General features: G+C 70.7%; 19 protein-coding genes and 2 pseudogenes. 9 read left to right on the top strand and 12 right to left on the bottom strand.

What is annotated here, in order from left to right:
- Window positions 1-44: 44 nt before the first annotated feature.
- A complete protein-coding gene (locus RT2_RS00005) occupies window positions 45-1,541 on the bottom strand; it encodes a DHA2 family efflux MFS transporter permease subunit (protein ID WP_072842479.1) in 1,497 nt (498 codons plus the stop codon).
- 227 nt (window positions 1,542-1,768) lie between these two features.
- On the opposite strand from RT2_RS00005, the gene RT2_RS00010 reads away from it, so the two are divergent.
- Entirely contained in the window at window positions 1,769-2,434 is a 666-nt protein-coding gene (locus RT2_RS00010; protein WP_072842480.1) for a TetR/AcrR family transcriptional regulator, read from the top strand.
- Between the two features lie 28 nt (window positions 2,435-2,462).
- Here RT2_RS00010 and RT2_RS00015 read toward each other — a convergent pair whose 3' ends face one another.
- Complete coding sequence (locus RT2_RS00015) at window positions 2,463-3,806, bottom strand: hypothetical protein (protein ID WP_072842481.1); 1,344 nt, start codon at window positions 3,804-3,806, stop codon at window positions 2,463-2,465.
- Window positions 3,803-5,200 (bottom strand): hypothetical protein, encoded by a 1,398-nt coding sequence (locus RT2_RS00020; RefSeq protein ID WP_072842482.1) that lies wholly within the window; start codon window positions 5,198-5,200, stop codon window positions 3,803-3,805. Before RT2_RS00020 ends, RT2_RS00015 begins: the two co-directional genes overlap by 4 nt.
- A gap of 101 nt (window positions 5,201-5,301) precedes the next feature.
- On the opposite strand from RT2_RS00020, the gene RT2_RS00025 reads away from it, so the two are divergent.
- On the top strand, window positions 5,302-6,054 hold the full coding sequence (locus RT2_RS00025; RefSeq protein WP_072842804.1) for an isocitrate lyase/PEP mutase family protein: 753 nt from the start codon (window positions 5,302-5,304) through the stop codon (window positions 6,052-6,054).
- Between the two features lie 54 nt (window positions 6,055-6,108).
- Here RT2_RS00025 and RT2_RS00030 read toward each other — a convergent pair whose 3' ends face one another.
- The gene (locus RT2_RS00030; protein ID WP_072842483.1) at window positions 6,109-8,310 is read right to left on the bottom strand and encodes an AAA family ATPase; all 2,202 of its coding nucleotides are present in this window, start codon (window positions 8,308-8,310) and stop codon (window positions 6,109-6,111) included.
- A gap of 19 nt (window positions 8,311-8,329) precedes the next feature.
- Entirely contained in the window at window positions 8,330-9,436 is a 1,107-nt protein-coding gene (locus RT2_RS00035; protein ID WP_083576971.1) for an alpha/beta hydrolase family protein, read from the bottom strand.
- Between the two features lie 640 nt (window positions 9,437-10,076).
- Here RT2_RS00035 and RT2_RS26770 point away from each other — a divergent pair.
- The 4 genes and pseudogenes from RT2_RS26770 to RT2_RS00050 form a co-directional block, all read left to right on the top strand.
- Window positions 10,077-10,268: pseudogene (locus RT2_RS26770) on the top strand (PaaX domain-containing protein, C- domain protein); the annotation flags it as partial.
- Window positions 10,269-10,271: 3 nt separating this feature from the next.
- A complete protein-coding gene (locus RT2_RS00040) occupies window positions 10,272-10,799 on the top strand; it encodes a hypothetical protein (protein ID WP_245709312.1) in 528 nt (175 codons plus the stop codon).
- A gap of 67 nt (window positions 10,800-10,866) precedes the next feature.
- Window positions 10,867-12,495: an acyl-CoA dehydrogenase family protein gene (locus RT2_RS00045; protein ID WP_072842485.1), complete on the top strand. Its 1,629-nt coding sequence runs from the start codon at window positions 10,867-10,869 to the stop codon at window positions 12,493-12,495.
- A gap of 35 nt (window positions 12,496-12,530) precedes the next feature.
- Window positions 12,531-14,039 carry an acyl-CoA synthetase gene (locus RT2_RS00050; RefSeq protein ID WP_072842486.1) on the top strand — a complete coding sequence of 503 codons (1,509 nt, stop codon included), beginning with the start codon at window positions 12,531-12,533 and terminating at the stop codon, window positions 14,037-14,039.
- A gap of 173 nt (window positions 14,040-14,212) precedes the next feature.
- On the opposite strand, the pseudogene RT2_RS00055 reads toward RT2_RS00050, so the two are convergent.
- The 6 genes and pseudogenes from RT2_RS00055 to RT2_RS00080 form a co-directional block, all read right to left on the bottom strand.
- A pseudogene (locus tag RT2_RS00055) lies at window positions 14,213-14,455 on the bottom strand (DDE-type integrase/transposase/recombinase); the annotation flags it as partial.
- Window positions 14,456-15,178: 723 nt separating this feature from the next.
- Window positions 15,179-15,973, bottom strand: coding sequence for a CDP-alcohol phosphatidyltransferase family protein (locus RT2_RS00060; protein ID WP_072842806.1), 795 nt, complete (start codon window positions 15,971-15,973; stop codon window positions 15,179-15,181).
- Between the two features lie 47 nt (window positions 15,974-16,020).
- Complete coding sequence (locus RT2_RS00065) at window positions 16,021-16,734, bottom strand: phosphatidylserine decarboxylase (RefSeq protein WP_072842487.1); 714 nt, start codon at window positions 16,732-16,734, stop codon at window positions 16,021-16,023.
- Between the two features lie 69 nt (window positions 16,735-16,803).
- The gene (locus tag RT2_RS00070) at window positions 16,804-16,986 is read right to left on the bottom strand and encodes a hypothetical protein (protein WP_072842488.1); all 183 of its coding nucleotides are present in this window, start codon (window positions 16,984-16,986) and stop codon (window positions 16,804-16,806) included.
- 78 nt (window positions 16,987-17,064) lie between these two features.
- Window positions 17,065-17,691 (bottom strand): response regulator, encoded by a 627-nt coding sequence (locus RT2_RS00075; protein WP_072842489.1) that lies wholly within the window; start codon window positions 17,689-17,691, stop codon window positions 17,065-17,067.
- The gene (locus tag RT2_RS00080; protein ID WP_072842490.1) at window positions 17,688-18,878 is read right to left on the bottom strand and encodes a sensor histidine kinase; all 1,191 of its coding nucleotides are present in this window, start codon (window positions 18,876-18,878) and stop codon (window positions 17,688-17,690) included. Before RT2_RS00080 ends, RT2_RS00075 begins: the two co-directional genes overlap by 4 nt.
- A gap of 184 nt (window positions 18,879-19,062) precedes the next feature.
- Here RT2_RS00080 and RT2_RS00085 point away from each other — a divergent pair, with 184 nt between their 5' ends.
- Window positions 19,063-19,653, top strand: coding sequence for a GlcG/HbpS family heme-binding protein (locus tag RT2_RS00085; protein ID WP_072842491.1), 591 nt, complete (start codon window positions 19,063-19,065; stop codon window positions 19,651-19,653).
- Window positions 19,654-19,655: 2 nt separating this feature from the next.
- Window positions 19,656-20,426, top strand: coding sequence for an ankyrin repeat domain-containing protein (locus RT2_RS00090; RefSeq protein WP_083576972.1), 771 nt, complete (start codon window positions 19,656-19,658; stop codon window positions 20,424-20,426).
- Window positions 20,427-20,429: 3 nt separating this feature from the next.
- Here RT2_RS00090 and RT2_RS00095 read toward each other — a convergent pair whose 3' ends face one another.
- Window positions 20,430-20,900, bottom strand: a complete 471-nt coding sequence (locus tag RT2_RS00095; RefSeq protein WP_072842492.1) for an SRPBCC family protein — start codon at window positions 20,898-20,900, stop codon at window positions 20,430-20,432.
- Window positions 20,901-21,062: 162 nt separating this feature from the next.
- Here RT2_RS00095 and RT2_RS00100 point away from each other — a divergent pair, with 162 nt between their 5' ends.
- A complete protein-coding gene (locus RT2_RS00100) occupies window positions 21,063-21,242 on the top strand; it encodes a hypothetical protein (RefSeq protein ID WP_072842493.1) in 180 nt (59 codons plus the stop codon).
- The last annotated feature ends 56 nt before the right edge of the window (window positions 21,243-21,298 follow it).

The raw sequence follows: 21,298 nt of genomic DNA on the forward strand, positions 1-21,298 counted from the left end.
CAACCGGTCTGCGCCGTGGCTGGGCTGCGGCGCGCAGCCCGGGCTCAGTGCGCCATTGCCAGCTGCTGGCCCTCGGCCGGTGCGGGCAGCTTCCCGCCGGGCAGCAGGAACGCCGAGATCACTGCTCCCGCAGTGAAGATCGCGGCCGCCCACCAGAAGGTGGTGGTGTAACTGTGCACCGCGGCCATCGCCATGGTCTGCGGGCCGGGTTCCAGGCCGGTGAGGTAGTCGGTCGCCGCGGTGGCCGCGACCGTGCTCAGCAACGCGGTGCCGATCGAGCCGCCGACCTGTTGCATCGTGTTCACCGTCGCGGAGGCGACGCCGGCGTCCTCCGGTTCGACGCCGGTGATCGCGCCCTGCATGCCGGGTGCGAAGACCATGCCCATGCCGGTGCCGAGCAGGATCAGCCCGGGCAGGATGTGCAGGCCGTAGGTGCTGTCGACGGTGAGCTGGGCGAGCAGCGCCATGCCGAGCGCGGCGACGACGAGCCCGGTGGTGATCAGCAACCGGGGCCCGACCCGCGGCAGCAGCACCCCGGTGGCGGTGGTCGCCGAGACCACCATGCCCGCGACCATCGGCAGGAACGCCAGGCCGGTGACGATCGGGCTGTACTGCAGCACGGTCTGCAGGTAGAAGGTCAGGAACAGGAACACCGCGAACATGCCGGAGCCGGTGACGAACATGGCCAGGTAGGCCCCACCGCGGGTGCGGTCAAGCACGATCCGCAGCGGTAGCAGCGGGTGTGCAACGCGCATCTCGATGACCACGAACACCGCCAACCCGACGACACCCGCCACCAGCCAGGCGATCGTCGCGCTGTTGGACCAGCCGTGCGACTCCGCATGCGAGAAGCCGTAGACGATGCTGAACAGCGCCGCGGACACCGTGATCGTGCCGGGGATGTCGAGGCGGGGCCGGTGCTCGGACTTGTGTGGCGCCATCATCGTCAGGGCGCCGACCAGCGCGACGGCGGCGAAGACGAGGTTCACGTACAGGCTCCAACGCCACGAGGTCCACTCGGTGAGTACCCCGCCGAGCAGCAGTCCCACCGCGCCGCCCGCACCCGCGATCGCGCCGAAGATGCCGAACGCCTTGGCCCGCTCGCCGGGCTCGGTGAAGGTCGTCGCCAGCAGCGACAGCGCCGCGGGTGCGAGCAGGGCGGCGAACACGCCCTGGCCGGCCCGGGCCGCGACCAGCATCGGGAAGTTCACCGCGGCCCCGCCGACCGCGGACATGACGGCGAAGCCGACCAGCCCGATGACGAAGGTGTTGCGGCGGCCGAACAGGTCGCTGAGCCGGCCGCCGAGCAGCAGCAGCGAGCCGAAGGCCAGGGCGTAGGCCGTCACGACCCACTGCCGGTCGCCGTCCGAGAACCCGAGCGACTGCTGCGCCGCGGGCAGGGCGATGTTCACGATGGTGGCGTCCAGCACCACCATCAGCTGTGCCAGCCCGATGACGGCCAGGACGAACCAGCGGAGGCGGTGCTCTCTGGTCTGCTCGCCCCGCCCGGTCTCCAGTGGATCGATCGTGGTGGTGGTCATGGGAACGCCTTCCATGGATTCGGTGGTGCCGGCGTCTGCGAGGGCCAGGCGTCTGATTGCACCGCTGCGTCTGAGTGCCGAGGTTGAAATGGAGGAGTAATCTCCACTTAGGTCACCGTACGCCCAAGCGGAGGAGATGTCTCCACTTAATTTCGGCCTCCTTTTGCGGACTGCCCGAGATGTCGGGTTTCCGGGGCTGGCAGAATCGAGCTACCAGGGATGACAGAATGAGGATCGTGAGCACCGTCACAGCAGGGCGCAGGCTGCGCGCCGACGCCGAACGCAATCGGCGCAAGATTCTCGACGCAGCGGCCGACCTCTTCGCGACCCGTGGCATCGACATCACCCTCGACGACGTCGCCCGGCACGCAAAGGTGGGCGTCGGCACGGTGTACCGGCGCTTCACCTGCAAGCAGGAACTGGTCGACGGGGTCTTCGAGCAGCGCATGGACGACATGGCCGAGGCGGCCGACGCGGCGTTGCTGCAGGAGGACCCATGGGAGGCCCTGGTCGACTTCCTCGCCCTGACCTGCGAGTGGATGTCTCTGAACCGGGGGCTCGGCGACGTCTTCTTCAGCATCGACGACGGTCGCGAGCAGATCGCGTGCGCGCGCAAGCGGATCGGCCCCGCCATCGAGAAGCTCGTCGAGCGGGCCAAGGCCGCGGGCGTGCTGCGCCCCGACCTCGAGGTGAACGACCTGTTCGCGGTCAGCTGCATGGTCGACGCGGTCATCGACTTCGCCCGACCGGTCGCGCCCGAGGCCTGGCGCCGCTACCTGGCGATCATGCTCGACGGCATGCGGGCCGAGGGGTTCGGGCGCTCGGCGCTGGACATCCCCCCGCTGACCGACGAACAGGTCGAGGCGGCCAAGGCCGCGCGGCACTGCTCCTAGTCGGCATTGCCGGTAGTCGATACCGCTCCTAGGCGGCGGAGACCGGCTCGGTTTCCGGGCGCCGCGCCCGCAGGACCCGGAGGGCCACCGCCATGCCGACGACCACCAGGGTCATGACGAGCGCGAGGCCGCGTGGATCCGGGGGAGTGGGCGACATCATGCCGCGCTCGAGCATCGCGACCGGCGACAGGTTGCCCCAGTAGTCGTCGGACTCAGAGCCCTGCCCGGCGACGCTCAGCGCGGTCGGGACGAACAGCACCGACACCCCGACGACGCCGGACGCCGCGGAGGTTCTCGTCGCCGACCCGAGCGCGTAGCCGGCGACAGGGGCCAGCGCGAGGTACCGGATGCCGTCGACAAACCACAGGTCGTTCGTCGCGACCATCCCCAGTGCGGAGATCGCGGCGAGCAGCACCAGTGCCAGTGTGGCCCGCGGCCACCGGAGGCCGACCACCAGACCGACGGCGAGTGTCGCGGCGACGATCGCCACGCCGATCCAGGTCATGCCGGCTCCAGCGATCATCGTCGCGCCCGCGGCCGCCACCGCGGTCGCGGTCAGCAGCAGTTGGCCGTCGCGGCCGTCGAGGCGGTACGCGGCGAACATCACGGCCAGTGCGAACACCGCGAGCGCGGGCACCGCCACCGCCCAGCCGTCGTGATGCGCCACTAACGCGGCATTGGTGCCCAAACCCGCCACCACCACGATCAGTCCCGAGACCACCGCCCGGGACGGCTGCGGCGCAAGTGCATTCGATGCTCGACGCCCCACCATGGCGCCTGCGATCGAGAAGCCCACCGCGGGTAGCAACAGCCACCACGACGGGGCGGCGACCAGGCCGCTCAGCCCGTCCAACGAGTACGCCGTCGAGCCGCTGCCCTCGGACATGGCCGCAGTCTGGGTGATGTCGACCGCGAGCAGGAATGCCGCGAGCGCACCACCGGCGAGCGCGGCCGACGACGACCGATGTCCCGCGGCCGCCACCGCGCAGCCGCCGAGGGCGAGGCCGGCCCCCACACCGGACAGGTACGGCTGCGCGATCACCCATTCCACTTGCTGCACTTGGTCGCTCACCAGTGTCGCCCAGACGATCACCGAGAGGCCAACGAGGGACACCGGCCGGGCCGCCCGGGTGTCGGTGCGGCGGGAGAGGAGTGCCGCAGTCGCGATCGCCAGCACCACGCCGATCGCCGCGGCCAACGGCCGGCTGGTCGCCACCAGTTGCAGCTCGCCTCGGGTCCCGCCGATTGCGTAGCCTGCCGCGACGGGCGCGACCAGCACCCAGCCCGCGGTCGCCGAGACGAGGAAGGCGATGACGACTTCGAGGGCGGTGACCACCCGGCGGTCGACGGCGGTGTCGAGTCGGTTGGTCATGCGGCGTCGGGGGCGTCGGGGGCATCGGGGGCGGGAGCGGTCCGGGGACGGCCGAGGGCTCGAATCCCGAACGCGCAGAAGGCCACCGCGACCAGCAGCACGATGCCGGTGAGCCGGTCGTCGTAGTGCGGGATGGACAGCAGTTCGCGGTCGAGGACGGCGTCCGGGCCCCGGCTCGTCTCGACGCCCGGCAGCGGCTGGTAGCTGCCGCCGAAGACGGTGCGCGTCGTGGGCACCGTCGCGACGGCGTAGAAGACCGTGGACACGAACGGGATCCCGAGTCCCGTCGCGGCCAACGCGGCGGCTCCGGGCGCGGTGGCGCCCAGGGCGAGACCGGCCCCGGCCCCCACCAGCGCCAGTCGCACCAGCAGCAGCGCGCCGCTGTTGCCGAGGTCCGGCCGCAGCGCGGCGAGCAGCGGAACCACCGCCGCCAGCGCGAGTCCGGCGAGCGGGAGCCGCCAGCGCATCGACGCCCGCAGCCCGACCGCGACCGAGAGCACGGCCACCGTCACCGCGACCCACGGGGCCACGCCGAAATCGGCCACCCCGAGTCGCGGCACCCGCAGGTCCGCCAGCACCGGCGTCGCGGCCGCCGCGATCGCCGTGGCGCCCAACAGGAACCGGCCGTCCGGCCCGTCGACCATCCGGGCGCACACCTCCGTCGTCACCAGCACCACCGCGACCGACACCGCGATCACCGCCCACGCGGTGGACCTGGAGGCGTCCACCGGCTGCTGCCCGATCCAGGCCAGCAGCAGCCGGTTCGACACCGCGATCGCGACCGCCGAGGCGAGCGCCACTCGCAGTTCGTGCGCGCCGGCCCGCTGGACCCGGCTGCCCTCGTCCCGGACCACTGCGCAGGCGACCGCGCCCGCCCCGACCGCCGCGAGCAGCCACCAGGACGGCTCGCCGATCACGGACGTGCTGTACGAGACCGCGGCGGACCCGAACACCGGAGCCGCGAGGAACACCACCGTCACGCCGAGGGTCAGCGTCAGCTGGCCCACCCGTCGCCCCCACACCGCCGCCACCGCCGCGCCCAGGATCGCGCCCGCGGCGGCAGTCTTGAGGTAGTGCAGCGCGGTCAGCCCGTCCAGTCCGGCCACCCCCACCACGGCGAACCGGCCACTGACCAGCACCGCAGTACCAGCCGCCATCGTCGCCCACGCCAGCCGCCGCGACCCTCGGTGCTGCAGCAGCAGGTACACCACCACCGCCAGCACCACCCCCATCGCGACGCCGGTCGGCTGCGCGCTGATGTACCGGTCCAGCTCGCGATCGGACGCGGAGACGGACCAGCGCCCGCCCGGCGGGGCGGTGAGGACGAAGGCGGCCAGTGCGCCGCCGAGCAGTGCGGTCAGCGCGGAGAGGGCCGCGCGGGCATCGACAGGCATTTGCCGACGCTAACCGACAGTTGCCGACGGGCGCGCCAATGTCGCGTCGACGCGGCTGGCGTGCCACGATCTTCACGTTCACACACACGCGAGGAGCCGGCATGACATCGATCACCGAAAAGGCCACCACCCTGCTCGGGCTGCACCGCCCCGGCGATCCGGTGATTCTCCCGACCGTGTGGGACGCGTGGTCGGCAGACCTCGCGCAGCAGGCCGGTTTCCAGGCGCTCACCGTCGGCAGCCATCCGGTCGCCAACTCGCTCGGCAAGCCCGACAACGAGGGAATGAGCTTCGGGGAGGTGATGATCCGCGTCGCGCAGATCACCAACGCCGTGGACCTGCCGGTCTCCGTGGACCTCGAGTCGGGCTACGGACTCGACCCCGACACCCTGATCAACGGGCTGATCGAGGTGGGCGCGGTAGGACTGAACATCGAGGACACCGTGCACCGGGAGGGCGGCCGGCTGCGTGAGGCCCAGGAGCACGCGGACCTGGTCGGCGCGCTGCGCCGGTCCGCGGACGCGTCCGGTGTGCACCTCGTCATCAATGCGCGCACCGACCTGTTCCTGAAGCAGGTCGGCGACGAGGCGGACCGCGTGCAGCGCGCCATCGCGCGGCTGACCCTGGCCGCGGAGGCCGGCGCGGACGTGTTGTACCCCGTCGGGTTCCACACCGACGAGGTGCAGCGGCAGTTGACGGCAGCACTGCCGTTGCCGGTCAACGCGATTGCGGATCCGGCCGCCGGCGACCGGACGAAGCTCGCGGACCTCGGCGTCGGCCGGGTCAGCTTCGGTCCGCTGCTGCAGGGCGCCCTGTCCGCGCACGCGACCGCCCTGCTCGCCCGCTGGCAGTAACGCGAGACGGCGCCCGAGTCCGCTGCGTCCCGACCGGGCGCGGGCTCGGACAGGTCAGCGCCGGTCGGCGTAGGCCTGCAGGTGCGCGACCTGCTCGGCGTCGAGCGAGGGCCGCACCGCCTCACGGGCCGCGGCGATGTCGGCGGCGGTCACGTCGGCGGCGTCCACGCTGCGGCGCATGGCGGCCAGCGCGGCCTCCCGCAGCAGCGCCGCGCAGTCCGCGGCGCTGTAGCCCTCCAGGTCGACGGCCAGGGCGTCCAGGTCGACGTCCGACGCGAGCGGTACCGGCCGGCCCGCGGTTCGCAGGATCTCCTTGCGCGCCTCGGCATCCGGCGGCGGCACGAACACCAGGCGCTCGAGGCGTCCGGGGCGCAGCAGCGCGGGATCGATCAGGTCCGGGCGGTTGGTGGCGCCGAGCACCACCACGTCGCGCAGCGGTTCGATACCGTCGAGCTCGGTCAGCAGCGCCGCGACCACCCGATCGCTCACCCCGGAATCGGACGACTGCCCGCGCCGCGGTGCCAGCGCGTCCACCTCGTCGAGGAAGATCAGTGACGGAGCGGAATCGCGTGCGCGCTGGAACAATTCGCGTACCGCCTTCTCCGAGGCGCCGACCCACTTGTCCATCAGTTCGGCACCCTTGACGGCGTGCACGCTCAACTGGCCGGAACTCGCCAGCGCCCGCACCAGGTACGTCTTGCCGCAGCCGGGCGGGCCGTAGAGCAGCACCCCGCGCGGCGGGTCCACCCCGAGCCGGGCGAACGAGTCCGGGTGCTGCAACGGCCACAGCACCGCCTCGGTGAGGGCCTGCTTGGTCTCGACCATGTCGCCGACGTCGTCGAGGGTGACGCTGCCGACCGCAAGCTCCTCGGTGCCGGACCGCGACAGCGGCCGGATCACCTCGAGCGCCCCGACCAGGTCCTCCTGGCGCAGCTCCGGGTCCTCGCCGGTGGTGTTGGCGCGCGAGGCCGCCCGCAGTGCCGCCTCGCGGACCAGGGCGGCGAGATCGGCTGCGACGAACCCCGGTGCGCGTGAGGCGATCTCGGCGAGGGTCAGGTGGCCGGTCGGGACCTTCCGGAGCAGCAGTTCGAGCAGCGCCCGGCGCTGTGCGCCGTCCGGCAGGGCCAGGGTGAGTTCGCGGTCGCAGAGGTCCTGGCCGCGCACCCGGGGGTCGAGCGCGTCCGGGTGCGCGGTGGTGGCAACGAAGGCCACGCCTGCGGTCTGGACGGCCCGTCGAAGTTCGTCGACGATCAGCGTGGACACCGGCTCGGGCGGCGCGGGCAGCAGCGCGTCGATGTCGGTGACCAGCAGTACACCGCCCGCCCCGCCGGCGACCCGCGCGACGGCATCGGTCACTCGCTGCAGGCGGGTGGCGGAGTCGAGCGCGCCGACCGCGGGCCCGTCGAGTTCCGTCACGGCACGGCCGGCCAGGACCGAGCGGGCCAGCGTCGCCTTGCCCACGCCCGCCGGTCCGGTGACGAGCACCCCGAGGTGGGGTGAGGCCCCCAGCGTCCGTAGCAGTTCCGGCTCGTCCAGGGCGAGCGTGAGCCACTCGGTGAGCTTGCCCGCCTGGGCACCCACGCCCACCAGGTCCGCGACGGCGGGCGGCGCGGCCCGGGGAGCTGGACTCGCCGCGGCCGGTGCCGACGCGGCGACGACGGCCGCGATGCCCGCAGGCGCCGCGGCCGGGAGCGCGCCCGCGGCGCCCCATCCGACGGCCGAGTTCGGTTGCACGCTCACCGGACCCGCCGGATCCACCGCGGCGACGGTGAGCAGTTCCGAGGTCCAGGCGACGCCGAAGGTGCGCGAGAGTGACTGGGTCGCACCCGCGGTGGACGTGCCGGGACCGAGGTCGCGGGGCAGCAGCGAGACGGTGTCACCGACGCTGAGCACCTTGCCGAGCAGCGCCTGCCGCAGGGTGGTCTCGGAGATGGACTGCACCGCCAGCGCGGACCCGGTCACGGTCACGGCTCGCGCGCCGTACACGGTCACCGGCGAGATCACCACCCGCGCATCCTCTTTGAGCGCGGCGTTGGACAGCGTGACGTCGTCCAGCAGTGCGGTACCGGTGGGTGTCCCGCGCGGCGCCCGGGCCACCACGGCGGCGGTGCGGCGGGCGCCGATCACGGCGATGCCGTCCCACTCCCGCAGCCCGAGTGCGGCCAGTGCCTCGGGGTGCAGACGCACCACCCCGCGGCGGGCGTCGGCGGCGGACGTGTTCAACCGGGCGGTGAGCGTGAGTTCCGGGGTGGTCACGCGGACCAGCCTAGTGCCGTCAGCCGCCGAGTTGAGCCGACCAGTCGCGCAGTACCGCGGCGAACTCCGTCGACTCCGGCAGCGGCACCAGGACGTCCAGGGTGCTCGGGGGGAACGGGCCGAGTTCGTCGAGGAGGTGGCTCGCGTTGGCGAGGTGCGCGAAGGTGGTGTTCGCGTGCCCGAGGGCTTCGCGCAGGGCCGTCACCTGACCACAGCTGACGTTGAGGTCCTTGTCCGAACAGGTCAGCAGCACCGGGGTGCCGGCGGCGACCGAAGCGGCCAGGTCGACGGGGTCGAGCGCGTCGGCCTCGGCCAGGAATCGCGCGTTCGTCGAGTTCAGCCCGGCCCGGGCGAGGGTGGGATCCTGCTCGGCCGGGACGGTCGCGGTGGTGCGCAGCGACTCGACGCTCGCGCGCAGGCTCGCGCGCACCGCGTCGGCGTCTGCGGCGGGCATCCGGCCGGACCCGACCGCGGCGTCGAGCTGCGTGTGCAGCTGCGCGGACAGCAGGTCCAGGTAGCGCATCGGCAGCGGCGCCAGCAGGCCGAGCCCGCCGTGCCCGATGCCGCGGTGCGCCAGCGCCAGTGCGGTGAGCCCGCCCTCGCTGTGGCCGAGCAGCACCAGCCGTTCGGCGGGCACGCCGGTGCGTTCGGTCAACAGCTCGGCGGCGGCCGCCGCGTGGTCGACCTGGTCGGTGAACCCGTACTCGGCGAGCTGCTCCGGCGTCAGGCCCGCGAGACCGGTCGCGCCCGCTCCGACCTTGTCGAACCGCAGGCTCGCGATGCCCTGCACTGCCAGTCCGTCGGCGATGCGGCGAAGGGTGTCGGAGACGATTCCGGTCTGGTTTCCGTTGCGATCGGTGGGACCGCTGCCGGGCAGCAGCAGGGCGGCCACCCCGGGCTTCGGCTGCGCCGGGGCGCGCAGACTGCCGTGGAAGGTGAGCCCACCCGAGTCGAAGGTCACCTCGGAGTCCTCCCCGACCGGCACGCTCGACGAGCCCGCGTCCGGCGGGGCAGGCAGTGCCGGGGTGGCAGGCGGGATGGCGGCGGCGGGTGCGGCCGTCACCCCCACGAGGGCGAGCACCGGGAGTGCCGCACCGACCAGCCACCGTCGTCGCATAGTTCGCATGGGGCACGACCATATCGGGCGGAACGGACACCGCCCGGCATGGCCTCCAGGGCGTGTCTCCTAGTCGGAGCTGGTCATCGGCGACACGGGTGCGTTCGGTGAGGTCATGCACAGGCGGACCCGTCCGTATCGGCCGCATACCAACGGAAGGCCGAACGTTATGGTGTCTCTCACCCATGGACCGTGTCGATGTCCGCACGTCCCCGGGAACTACACCTGGATCGCGCTCGTCCGGGGCACCCAGGCCGATCCGCAACTGATCGGCCAGGCGGTGGCCGCGACGAAGACCGACAATGCGGGCGCGGAGGCCGTCGAGTGGCGGATCTCGGCGACGGTCCGGTTGCCGCAACGGTGGCGCCGTCGGCGAACGTTGCAGAATAGCCACCATGTTCTTCAGCTGTGCATTTGCGTCTACTGTGATGTGGGTTCCGGACCGACGAAGGCCTGTCGGAGCTTCGGAATCTGGCGCCCATGGAACTGTTGGCCCGTTGACTTGTGCGTCGCCAGTGGCAGCGCCGATCACGTCGCGCCGGAGCTTCGAGCGTCCGGAACGCTTCGCTCATACGCACCATCTCGGAATTTCCGTGGTGCGCAGGAAGCCGAGGCTCCTCCGCGCTCCTTCAATTGAGTTGGTGCTCGGATGATCGACCTTCCAGGACTGACCGCTCGGGGCGTGATCCTCAGTCTCCTCGTCAGCAATCACCCGGCGCGACCGACGTCGGCACAGATCGTGCGTGCCGCAGGTGCGTTCGGCATCAAGGAATCTGCGGCGCGGGTTGCACTGACGCGGCTGGTTTCCGGCGGTGACCTGGAACGCACACCCGACGGGTTTCGATTGAGTGAACCGCTCCTCGAACGCCGTCAGCGCGTGTTGCACGAGGTCGCGCAGGGGACACGGCCGTGGAGCGGCGAGTGGGAGATCGTCGTCGTGGTCGGTACCGGCCGCGACCCCGGTGACCGTGCCTCTCTTCGCACGCGACTTTCGCGACTCCGGCTGGCCGAACTGCGCGAAGGGGTCTGGCTGCGCCCGGCCAACCTGACGCGAGCACTCGACCTGGATGACGCGCCCGTCGAGGTCCTGACCGGGAAACCGGGTCGCGACGCAGGTGAGCTGGTCGCATCTCTCTGGGACCTCCCGGCGTGGGAGTCGGAGTCGCAAAGGCTGCTCGAGTTGATGGAACTGGCCGAGGGCACGGTGGACCGGTTCACCGTCGCCACCGCGATTGTTCGGCATCTTCTCGAGGATCCGGTTCTGCCACAGGAACTTCGGCCCGAGTCGTGGTCGGCGGATCGCGTGCATTCGATGTGGGGCGCGTATCAGGAGGAGTTCGTCTCGATCCCGGAGGTGGACCACTCCACCTGACAAATATTACCCATTGACTTCATCTGTTTCGAATCTGTAATGTTCGAGACAGTCGAAGGAGGCAGTCATGCAGACACACGAGGTGTTCAACCAGTCCGTACCGCTCTACGGCCACAACGTCGCAGACGATGCGACCTTGCTCGAGGGGCTCGCCCGCGAGGGCGCCGAGTGGGCGATCGACGACGTCAGCAGCCTGGGCGCGCTCGCCGGTACCGAGCAGGTTCAGGAGTGGGGTCGACTCGCGAACGAGAATCCGCCGATTCTGAAGCCCTACGATCGTTTCGGCCACCGCATCGACGACATTGAGTTCCACCCGGCATGGCACGAACTGATGTCCACCGCCGTGGCCAACGGGATGCACGGCGCGCCGTGGAGCGATCCCCGCGCCGGAAGCCATGTCGCGCGCGCCGCCAAGTTCTACGTGTGGAGCAACGTCGAGGCCGGCCACACCTGCCCGATCTCGGCGACGTACGCCTCGGTGCCGGCACTGCGAGACACCCCCGAACTCGCGGCAGTCTACGAGCCGCTGTTGTCCAATGCCCTCTACGAGGGCGGACTGAGGTCTCCGCTCGAGAAGCCGGGCCTGCTCGCGACGATGTCGATGACTGAGAAGCAGGGCGGATCCGACATTCGCGCCAACACCACCCGCGCCACCCTCCAGTCGGACGGGTCGTACCGGATCGTCGGCCACAAGTGGTTCACCTCCGCGACGATGGCCGACCTGTTCCTCGTGCTGGCACAGACGGACGCCGGCGTCACCTGTTTCCTCGTGCCTCGGGTCCTCGAGGACGGCACCCGCAACAACGTTCGCCTGATGCGGTTGAAGGACAAGCTGGGTAACCGGTCGAACCCGTCCGCGGAGATCGAGTACGAGAACGCCATCGGGTGGCGCATCGGTGAAGAAGGCCGCGGCGTACCGTCGATCATCAAGATGGTCAACATGACCCGGCTCGATTGCCTGATCGGCGCCGCGTCGGGCATGCGTCGCGGTGTCACCCAGGCGGCACACCACGCCACGCACCGAAAGGCCTTCGGTAGCCATCTCATTGACCAGCCGTTGATGCGCAATGTCCTGGCCGACCTGACGGTGGAGTCGGAGGCAGCGTCGCTGCTGATGATGCGCCTCGCCGGCGCACACGACCGCGCCACGCTCGGGGACGAGGCGGAGTCACGCTTCCTGCGGTTGGCGCTCGCAGTCGGAAAGTACTGGGTGTGCAAGCGGTGGCCGGCCCACGCGGCCGAGGCGATGGAGTGCTTCGGCGGCAACGGCTTCATCGAGGAATCGCAGATGCCACGCCTGTTCCGTGAGTCCCCGCTCAACGGAATCTGGGAGGGCAGCGGCAACGTCGCGGCGCTCGACGTGTTGCGGGCAATGGCCAAGAGCCCGGATACGGTCGATGCGTTCTTCGGCGAGGTCGCGCTCGCCGGACCGGAGCCGAGCATCCAGCGCGCGGTCGGCGAGCTCCGTGCTCAACTGACGAATCTGGCCGACGCTGAAGTTCTGGCGCGCCGCGTGATCGAGCGAATGGCGCTGGTACTACAGGCGTCGCTGCTGGTCCGGTTCGGCAACCCGGCCGTGGCCGACGCATTCATCGCCACCCGTCTGGACGGCGATCGTGGCAGTGTCTACGGCACGCTTCCGGGCGGCGTGGACTTTGCGGCGATCCTTGACCGCGTCACCCCCCAAGGTCGTTGACGGACCTGGTCCGTCCATTTCGAAGGAGTCGATGAATGCAGGGAATCGGTGACTGGGCTTCCCATCGCGCCCAGTTGAGCGGTGACAAGGTCGCGTTCGTGTCTGGTGATCGCTCATGGACCTACCGGGAGTTCGACGACCGCACGAACCGGCTGGCCAACCAGCTACGGGATCGGCTCGGTATCCGGCGGGGAGACCGCATCGCCGCGGTCATACCTACGTCGGTGGATTGTCTCGAGATCCTCTTCGCCGCAGCGAAGCTCGGCGCGATTTTCACCCCGATCAACGTGCGGCTCGCCGCGCCCGAGATCGGCTACGTGCTGGCCGATCTCGGCGCGGACCTGCTCTTCGTGCATGCCGCGTTCACCCAGGCCCGGGAGGCGGTGAACGAACCGGGAGTCTGCGTGCGCGAGATCATTGCGCTCGGCGACGAGTACGACGCCCTTCTCTCCACCGCTGATCCGACGCCGGTGACGTCGATGACGGACCGTCACGACGTGGCAGTGATCATGTACACGTCCGGAACCACTGGCCGCCCCAAGGGCGCAATGATCACCCACGAGAACCTCCGCGCGAACGCGGCCGCCGTAGTCTCGGCATTCGGCCTGCGCTCGTGTGATGTCACCGTGACGGCACTTCCGATGTTCCACATCGGAGGTCTGGGGCTCTACACCCTGCCCTTCATCTACATGGGTGGGCGCAACGTGATCATGCCGTCGTTCGACCCGGTGGCGGTTCTCGACGCCGTCGTCGCCGAACGGGCAACACAACTGCTGCTGGTGCCGACGATGTGGCAAGCCATCATGGATGTCCCGGACTTGGAAAGCTACGACCTGTCCTCGTTGGAATGTGCCCTCACCTCCGGCGCACCGGCACCGGCCTCGGTCCTGGATTTCCTCGCTCGCAGCGGAATTCCCTTCCGCGAGGGGTTCGGGATGACGGAGTGTTCGCCGTCGGTCGCCTTGCTCGATTCCGAGTACGTCCGCGAGAAGGCGGGTTCGATCGGGCGGCCGCTGTTCGGGATCGAAACCCGGCTGGTCGACGAACTGGACAGGGACGTGCCGGTGGGCACCGTCGGCGAACTGCTTGTGCGCGCCGACAATGTGTTCGCGGGCTACTGGATGCGCCCCGACGAGACCGCGCGCGCACTTCGTGACGGCTGGTTCCACACCGGGGACATGGGCTTCTCCGACGAGGAAGGCTTCCTCACCCTCGTCGACCGGAAGAAGGACATGCTCATCAGCGGCGGCGAGAACGTCTACTCCAGGGAGGTCGAGCTTGCGATTTCCAGGATGCCCGAGATCCGCGATGTGGCGGTGGTCGGTGCAGCGCACGAGAAGTGGGGCGAGACACCTGTCGCCTTCGTCGTTCTGAAGGAGGGGGAGTCGGCGACAGCCGATGAGGTGATCGCATTCACCCGGCAGCGCTTGGCGGGATTCAAGACGCCGACCCGAGTCGAGTTCATCGAGACGCTACCGACGACGGCCACCGGGAAGATCCAGAAGAACGCGCTCCGCGATCGCCTCCTCGGGGGATCGCACTGAGCAGGAGCACCATCAGCAGGGAATGACGACTGGTCGTCCGGCGATTGCCTTGAATCGCTGGGCGATCAGTCGTCATTCACATCAGGGCAGTAGGTAGGGTTGCCGCGCGGACTTCTTCGCCGGCGTGACGCCTGGTGCGGCCTCGATAGGGCACAGGCGCCCTCGTCGGTCCAGTGCGGTTTGATGAACTTCTGCCGGATTCCGTGCTCAGCGCAGACCGCCCGGAGCGACCACCGGTGGGCCCAGGCGTTGTCGGTCATCAGCCGCTCGATTCTCGTGATGCCGTGACTGGCGAAGTAGTCGATCGCGCGGAGCAGGAAACCCGCACAGGTGGAGCCCTTTTCGCCCGGGAGGACCTCCGAGTAGGCGAGCCGGGAGTGTTCGTCGACGAGCGAGTGGGCGTAGTCGAACCCCACCTTCCTCGAGTAGCCCCGTATCCGGTGCCGACGGAGGTTCCTGCTCTGACGGGTTGGCGACGGCACGGGCGGCGATGACGCTCGCAGCTTCGGAAACCTGATTTCGAGGTGGTATAGCCGACCCAACCCGGAGGCGCTGAGTGGCCACGACGAGATCATCTCCATCGCCGCCACCGGACGCCAAAGCACCTCGGCCGATCTCAGCGTGATGCCACCGGCTCCGCACCAGTCGCAACCTGCAGGCCTCCGCCCCACGAACAGAAGGCTCAGGAGTCCATTGACGATCGGACGTCCCGCGCCCGATGAGTCACCAGGTCACCACGATGCCGCTTGCGAGACGGCCAGCTGTCATCTTGGTTCAGACAGTTTCGGTTTCGGACAAGACGTGGCCAATTTGGATGGCGGACGGCTTCATCGGGTCAAAGGCGATGTCCTCGTCGGCGTACGGGCCGTGCAGGGTCGTCGCTGGTGACCTTGCAGTCGCGGGTGCCGGGCTCGAGCGTGACTTCGAGGAGCTGCCTCCCCGTCGACGACCGTACCCGGTACGAACGGAACTGGGGCCGCCGCTGCGTTCTGGGACCGCGACAACACCTTCTTCGCGGGCGAGTACAGCGACCTGCCGGCGGTGGGTGCATCACTGCAACCACCACCGGCCCCGCGCCGGGGTCGGGGTCTCTCGCTGTTCGGCTGTGTCGGTGTCCGAAACGGTGCCAGGAACTACACCTAGCGCGGGCGCCGCAGGCCGAGCCGGGCCGCGGAGCGACCGGGCCGGACCCCGTCGGGTGCCCGACGGATGGCACGGCGCTCGGCCGGCTTGACGTCCCACACCTCGGGCCGGGCGGCGACCCAGCGCTTGGAGCGGACGGCGAACGGGATGTGCGCCAGGTACGCGGCCACCAGCACGATCAGCAGCACGTACGGGTAGGTGATCAGCGCCGCCGCGGTCAGCGCGACGCCGATCAGCAGCAGCGCCGCCATCCGGCGGGGGACCGAGAAGGTCTTCATCGCCAGGGTCGGGATCCGGCTGACGATCAGCGCCGCCGACAGCACGGTCCACACGGCCACCGCCCAGAACGACGACCACCAGCCGTCGCCCCACTGCTGGTACGCCGCGATCGGTGCCAGGGCGATCAGGGCTCCCGCGGGCGCGGGCACCCCGACGAAGAACTCGCTGGTGTAGGCCGGCGCGGTGTCGTCGTCGAGCAGCGTGTTGAACCGGGCCAGTCGCAGCACGATGCTCACCGCGTAGACGAGCGCGACGATCCAACCGGCGTTGGTGCCGTCGAGGAGCGTCACGTAGAGCACCAGCGCGGGGGCGACACCGAAGGAGATGGCGTCGGACAGCGAGTCCAGCTCGGCGCCGATCTTGGTGGTGGCGTCGAGCATCCGGGCGATGCGTCCGTCGAGCGAGTCCAGCACCGCCGCCGCCCCGATCATCGCCAGCGACGAGCCGAGGTCGCCGTCCAGCGCGAACTTGACCGACGACAGGCCGGCGCACAGGGCCAGGATCGTCAGCATGCTCGGCAGCAGCAGCAGCCCGCTGGTGGCGACGCGGCGGGGCCCGTTCACGGAAGCTGGGCGAGGACAGTCTCGGCGCCGACGGCGCGCTGTCCCCGCTCGACCATCAGGGTGGTGCCCTCCGGGAAGTAGGTGTCGACCCGCGAGCCGAACCGGATCAGCCCGTAGGTGTCGCCGATCGGCAGTCGGTCGCCGACCTTGGCGTCACACACGATCCGGCGCGCGAGGAGCCCGGCGATCTGCACGACGGCGATCTCGTGGCCGCCCGAGGTGCGCAGCAGCATCGAGTTGCGCTCGTTGGCGTCGCTGGCCTCGGCGAGGTCGGCGGAGAGGAACTTGCCCGCCTTGTGCACGACGGCGAGGACCTCTCCCGCGACGGGGCTGCGCTGCACGTGCACGTCGAGCACGGACAGGAAGATGCTCACCCGCGGCACCGGGTTCGCACCCATGTTCAGCTCGGCGGGCGGCACCGCGGTGTCGACCAGCGCGACCTCGCCGTCGGCGGGGGAGACCACGACGTTCGCGCGGTTCGGCGGGACCCGGTGCGGGTGCCGGAAGAAGGCGGCGCTGGCGCCCGCGGCGGCGAGCGCCGTGCGGCGGACCCACCGGTGCCGGCGCGCGAGTGCGGCGACGGCGAGCGGGGTGAGCACGAACGGCAGGCCGGCCGGGTGCAGCGGCGGAATCGTGCTACGGACCAGGTCGGCGACGTGCGCGAGGCCGGTCGGTTGCGGTGTACCAAGCGGGGTGGGTCGGCGGGCCACGGGCTCCTCTTACTGTTCGGTGACTGCATCTTCCCCCGGCGGCTACAGCCGCCCGCGGATCACCACAGGCTAGCGGAGGTCAGGGCCTCCGGGGACCCCGCTGCGCTGTCGGGAACCGGTCGGCGGGTCCCCGTCGGGCCCGACCTGCTCCCACAGCGTCGCGAAGGCCGCCCGGGCGCCGGCTCGGTCGCCCACGGTCGCCAACTGCTGCGCGGCCGTGATCGCGGTCATGATCGGGTCCGGTTCGTTCATCTCTAGTGCCTTCCGTCGGATCGGACCCCGACGGTAGGACGGGACACCGACAGGCGGGGTCGGGCGGTGTTCGAGCGTTCAGCGGATCCCGTCGCGGCGTAGTGCGGCCGACACGGCGCCCGCCCTGCTGTCCACGCCGAGCTTGGCGTAGATGTGCGCCAGGTGCGTCTTCACCGTGGCCTCGCTGATGAACAGCCGCCTGCCCAGTTCCTTGTTGGTCAGGCCCTCGGCGAGCAGGGTGAGCAGTTCCGCCTCGCGTGCGGTGAGCGCCTCGTCGGGCCGGCGCATCTGGTGCAGCAGCCGGGCGGCAACCGGCGGGGACAGCACGCTCTGGCCGGCGACCGCGCCCCGGACGGCCCCGAAGATCTCCGGTGGGGTCGAGTCCTTGAGCAGGTAGCCGATGGCGCCGGCGTCGACGGCGCGGACCACGTCGGCGTCAGTGTCGTAGGTGGTGAACACCAGCACCGGCAGGTCGGGGTGCGCCGCCCGGATCCGCCGGATCGCCTCGATGCCGTCGATCCCCGCGCCCAGGGAGAGGTCCATCATCACCAGGTCCGGTACCTGCTCCGCGACCGTCGCGACGGCCTGCTCGCCGGACTCGGCCTCGGCGGTCACCTCGATGTCGGGCTGCGAGTCCAGCAGTGCCCGCAGGCCCGCGCGCACCACCAGATGGTCGTCGACCAGCAGCACGGTGATCGTGCTCATCGCGCGCCGCCCGCCGGGATCAGCGCGGCGACGACGGTGCCCTCGCCGGGGGCACTCTCCACGGTGAGGGTGCCGCCCAGCGACTCCGCCCGCTGCCGCATCGCGTGCAGGCCGAACCCGCCCGCCGCGGAGGCCGGTGCCACCTCGTTCACCGCGAAGCCGCGGCCGTCGTCGAACACGTCCAGGGCGACGGACTCCGGCAGGTAGGTCAGGGTCACCCCCAGAGTCTGCGCGTTCGCGTGACGTTTCACGTTCGCGGCCGCGCTCTGGGTGATCCGGAGCAGCGCGTGCCCGACCTCCGGGGGCAGCGGGACCGGCGTGCCGATCACCTGCAGCCGCGCCGACGGAAAGTAGCCGCGGGCCGCGTCGAGCAGGACGGCGTCGAGGGGCCGGGCCTCGAGGTCCGGCGAGGCCAGGTAGTGCACGAGGTTCCGGGTCTCGGCCAGGTTCGCGCGCAGGGCGGCGGTGGCGATCGCGACCTCCTCGCGGGCCTCGGAGCCGGGTCGGTCCCATTGTTCGGCAGCGGCCTCGAGGTGTAGCAGGCTGCTGGTCAGGCCCTGCGTGACGGTGTCGTGGATCTCCCGGGCCAGCCGGTCCCGTTCGGCGCGCACCCCCGTGTCCCGTTCGGTCTCGGCGAGCCGGGTCTTCGCCTCGGCGACCTGCTCGAGCAGTCGAACCCGCTCGCGGCTGTCCCGTTCGATCTGGCCGTACGCGATCACCACGAGCGCGCCGGTGCAGATCGGGCCGATCAGCACGGCCCACTCGGTCCGGCCGCTGAAGTTGAAGAAGGCGACGCTGGTGACCACGGCGAGCGCCGCAACGATCAGGTACGCCGTCCTGTTCGAGAACGCGCGGGTGCAGAGGAAGAACATCGGGAAGGCGCACCACGCGAAGCTCGGCGCCAGCCACACCAGCACCGCCCAGGTGGTCAGCACCGGCCACACCCAGGGCTGCCAGACGGCGGCCCGGCGGGACAGGAGCACGGTGACGGCGTAGAGCGCGGCCAGCGCGACGATCAGGGCGGCGACGATGACGAACCGGCCGCTGACGCCGTGATAGGTCAGGTACCGGGCGGTCGAGGTCGCCAGCAGGACGTAGAACGAGACGTGGATCGCGACATCGATCGGTCCGCGGAGGTCCCGGTCGGCCGGGACCTGGTCGCCGTCGACGGTGACAGGACTGGACATCGGCTCGATGCTACGGAGCGGGCGCCGTCGCCGGATCGGCCATTCGGATGATCTCCTCGCCCCCGGACGGCCGATCGGGAGGCAGACGTCGGCCCGATGCGGGCGGGAGGTGCCGGCGGCGAGGCTGGAATCCGTCAGCCCGACTGCGCACGGTCGGTCGCACCGCTACCGAAAGGCCCCCACGATGAACACTTCCCGCCGACTGCCCAAGACCCTCGCCGTCATCGTTCCGCTGGCGGCGATCCTCGCCACCGCCGCGTGCGGAAGTGGCATCGAGGAGAAGGTGGCCTCGGCCTCCCCGGTCGCAACCGCTGCTGCCCCGGCGCAGGCTCCCGGCGGCCAGGCCGCGAAGGGCACGGCGACCGCGAACCGGTTGACCGTCGGAGCCGCGGGCACGGCCGCGCAGGCCGCACTCGCGAAGTGCCAGGCCGACGGACTCGGCTTCGTCACCGTGGCCGTGGTGGACCGCAACGGCAACGTGCAGGCGATGCTGCGCGGCGACAACGCGGCCCAGCACACCGTCGAGGCAGCTCGCCAGAAGGGTTACACGGCAGCGGCTTTCGGTGCCAACACCAGCGACCTGGCCGGTCGCGCCAAGGGCGACGGCGCCACCGTCGCGGACCTGGACGGCACCCTGTTCCTGCCGGGCGGCGTCTCCGTGAAGGCGGGCAACGCCTCCATCGCGGGCATCGGCGTGGGCGGGGCCCCGGACGGGATGGCCGATCAGGCCTGCGCAGCGGCCGGTCTCGACGCCATCGCGGGATCGTTGGGCTAGGGATGAACGCTCAGACGAGGCGGGTGGCGGCCGCCGTCGTCCTCACCGCTGCGGTGGCCGCGTGCGCCGCGTGCGGCGGCCCGGACCCGGCGGTGGGCGCGTCGCCGCCCACCGCCCCGGTCCCCGCGGCCTCGCCGGAGTCCGTGCCCGAGCCCGTGCCCGTGCCCGTGCCCGTCTCGACCCCGGAGCTGGAGCGGGCGCTGTTCGTGGCGGTGCGGGCGGACGATGCCGACGCGGTGCGCGCGGCGTTGGCCGGCGGCGCGGCGCTCGAGGCCCGCGGGGACGGTGGCCGGACCCCACTGGTGGCCGCGGCGAAGTCGAACTCGGTGAACGCGGCCCGGGTGCTCGTGGCGGAGGGGGCCGACGTGAACGCGAAGGACGACCTGGAGGACTCGGCATTCCTGTACGCCGGCGCCGAGGGCCTCGACGAGATCCTCGCGCTGACGCTGGCGCACGGTGCCGACGTGAGCGACACCAACAGGTTCGGCGGCACGGCGCTGATCCCGGCCGCCGAGCACGGCCACGTCGAGACGGTGCGCACCCTGATCCGCGCCGGCGTCCCGGTCGACCATGTCAACGAGCCGGGCTGGACCGCACTGCTCGAGGCGGTGGTCTACGGCGACGGGTCGGCCCGCTACCAGGATGTGGTCGGGCAGTTGCTCGCGGCGGGCGCCGACCGGTCGATCGCGGACGCGGACGGCCGGACCGCGCTGCAACACGCGCAGCGCCGCGGCCAGGAGGACGTCGCGGCGCTGCTGCGGGAGGGACGTTGACGGTCAGCGCGCGGCGGGGGCCTTCGACTCGACCTCGGACTTGATCCGGGCGAGGGTGGTGTTCATGCCCTTGATCATGTCCTGCTCGAACCCGGCGGTACCGCCCATCATCTTGTCGACCAGGAACGACGAGATCTTGGTGGTGCCCGTGGGGGCCTCGCGGCGCTCGGTCAGGGTGGTGCCGTTCTCCGTGGGGGTCAGCTCGTAGGTCCAGATGGTGTGGTTCTCCACGACGCGCCACGCGATGGCCTCGTTCGGCTCGAAGCGGGTGACCTTCGAGGAGGTCGGCCACACCAGCAGGCCCTTCTTGTTGACGTTGAACGTCTTGGTGCCCTGCCTGACCTCGCCGCCGAACACCCGCATCATCCGGCACTGGGGGCTCCACTCGCCCATCCGCTTCAGGTCCGAGACCACCGACCAGACCGCGGCGGGCGAGGCGTCGATGTGGATGCTGGCTTCGAGGGTGTTCGTCACTGGCTCTGTCTCCGGTTTCGTCGAATTAGTGAAACTGTGCGTAACGCGTATCTTGCCCGATCTCGCCGATGCGTCAAGGGTCGTCGGCGCGTCCGGGGCGGAGCGTGTAATGCCGGGGGGACGACGGGCGATGAACAGGGTATCCACGTCAAGTCAGACCCGATGCGCACCGGAGTGATCGTCGTGAAGATCCCAGACGTCAGGCGACATGCTCGCGACCAGGCCGTTCCGATCCTGCGGTCGGCGCGTTTGAAGGGCCGCCCAGAGTCCTGGCCGAGCGAGAAACTCGAGCGACTGCTGACCCCGCACGAGATCGACGCCATCAGTCACGGCCGCTTCTGAGCCCTCCCTGTGGTTCGGGGAGGGGTTGGAGTCTCGGCGGCTACCCAACTTGTTCT

The sequence above is a fragment of the Rhodococcus tukisamuensis NBRC 100609 genome, assembly GCF_001894985.1.
GTDB classification, from domain to species: domain Bacteria; phylum Actinomycetota; class Actinomycetes; order Mycobacteriales; family Mycobacteriaceae; genus Rhodococcus_G; species Rhodococcus_G tukisamuensis.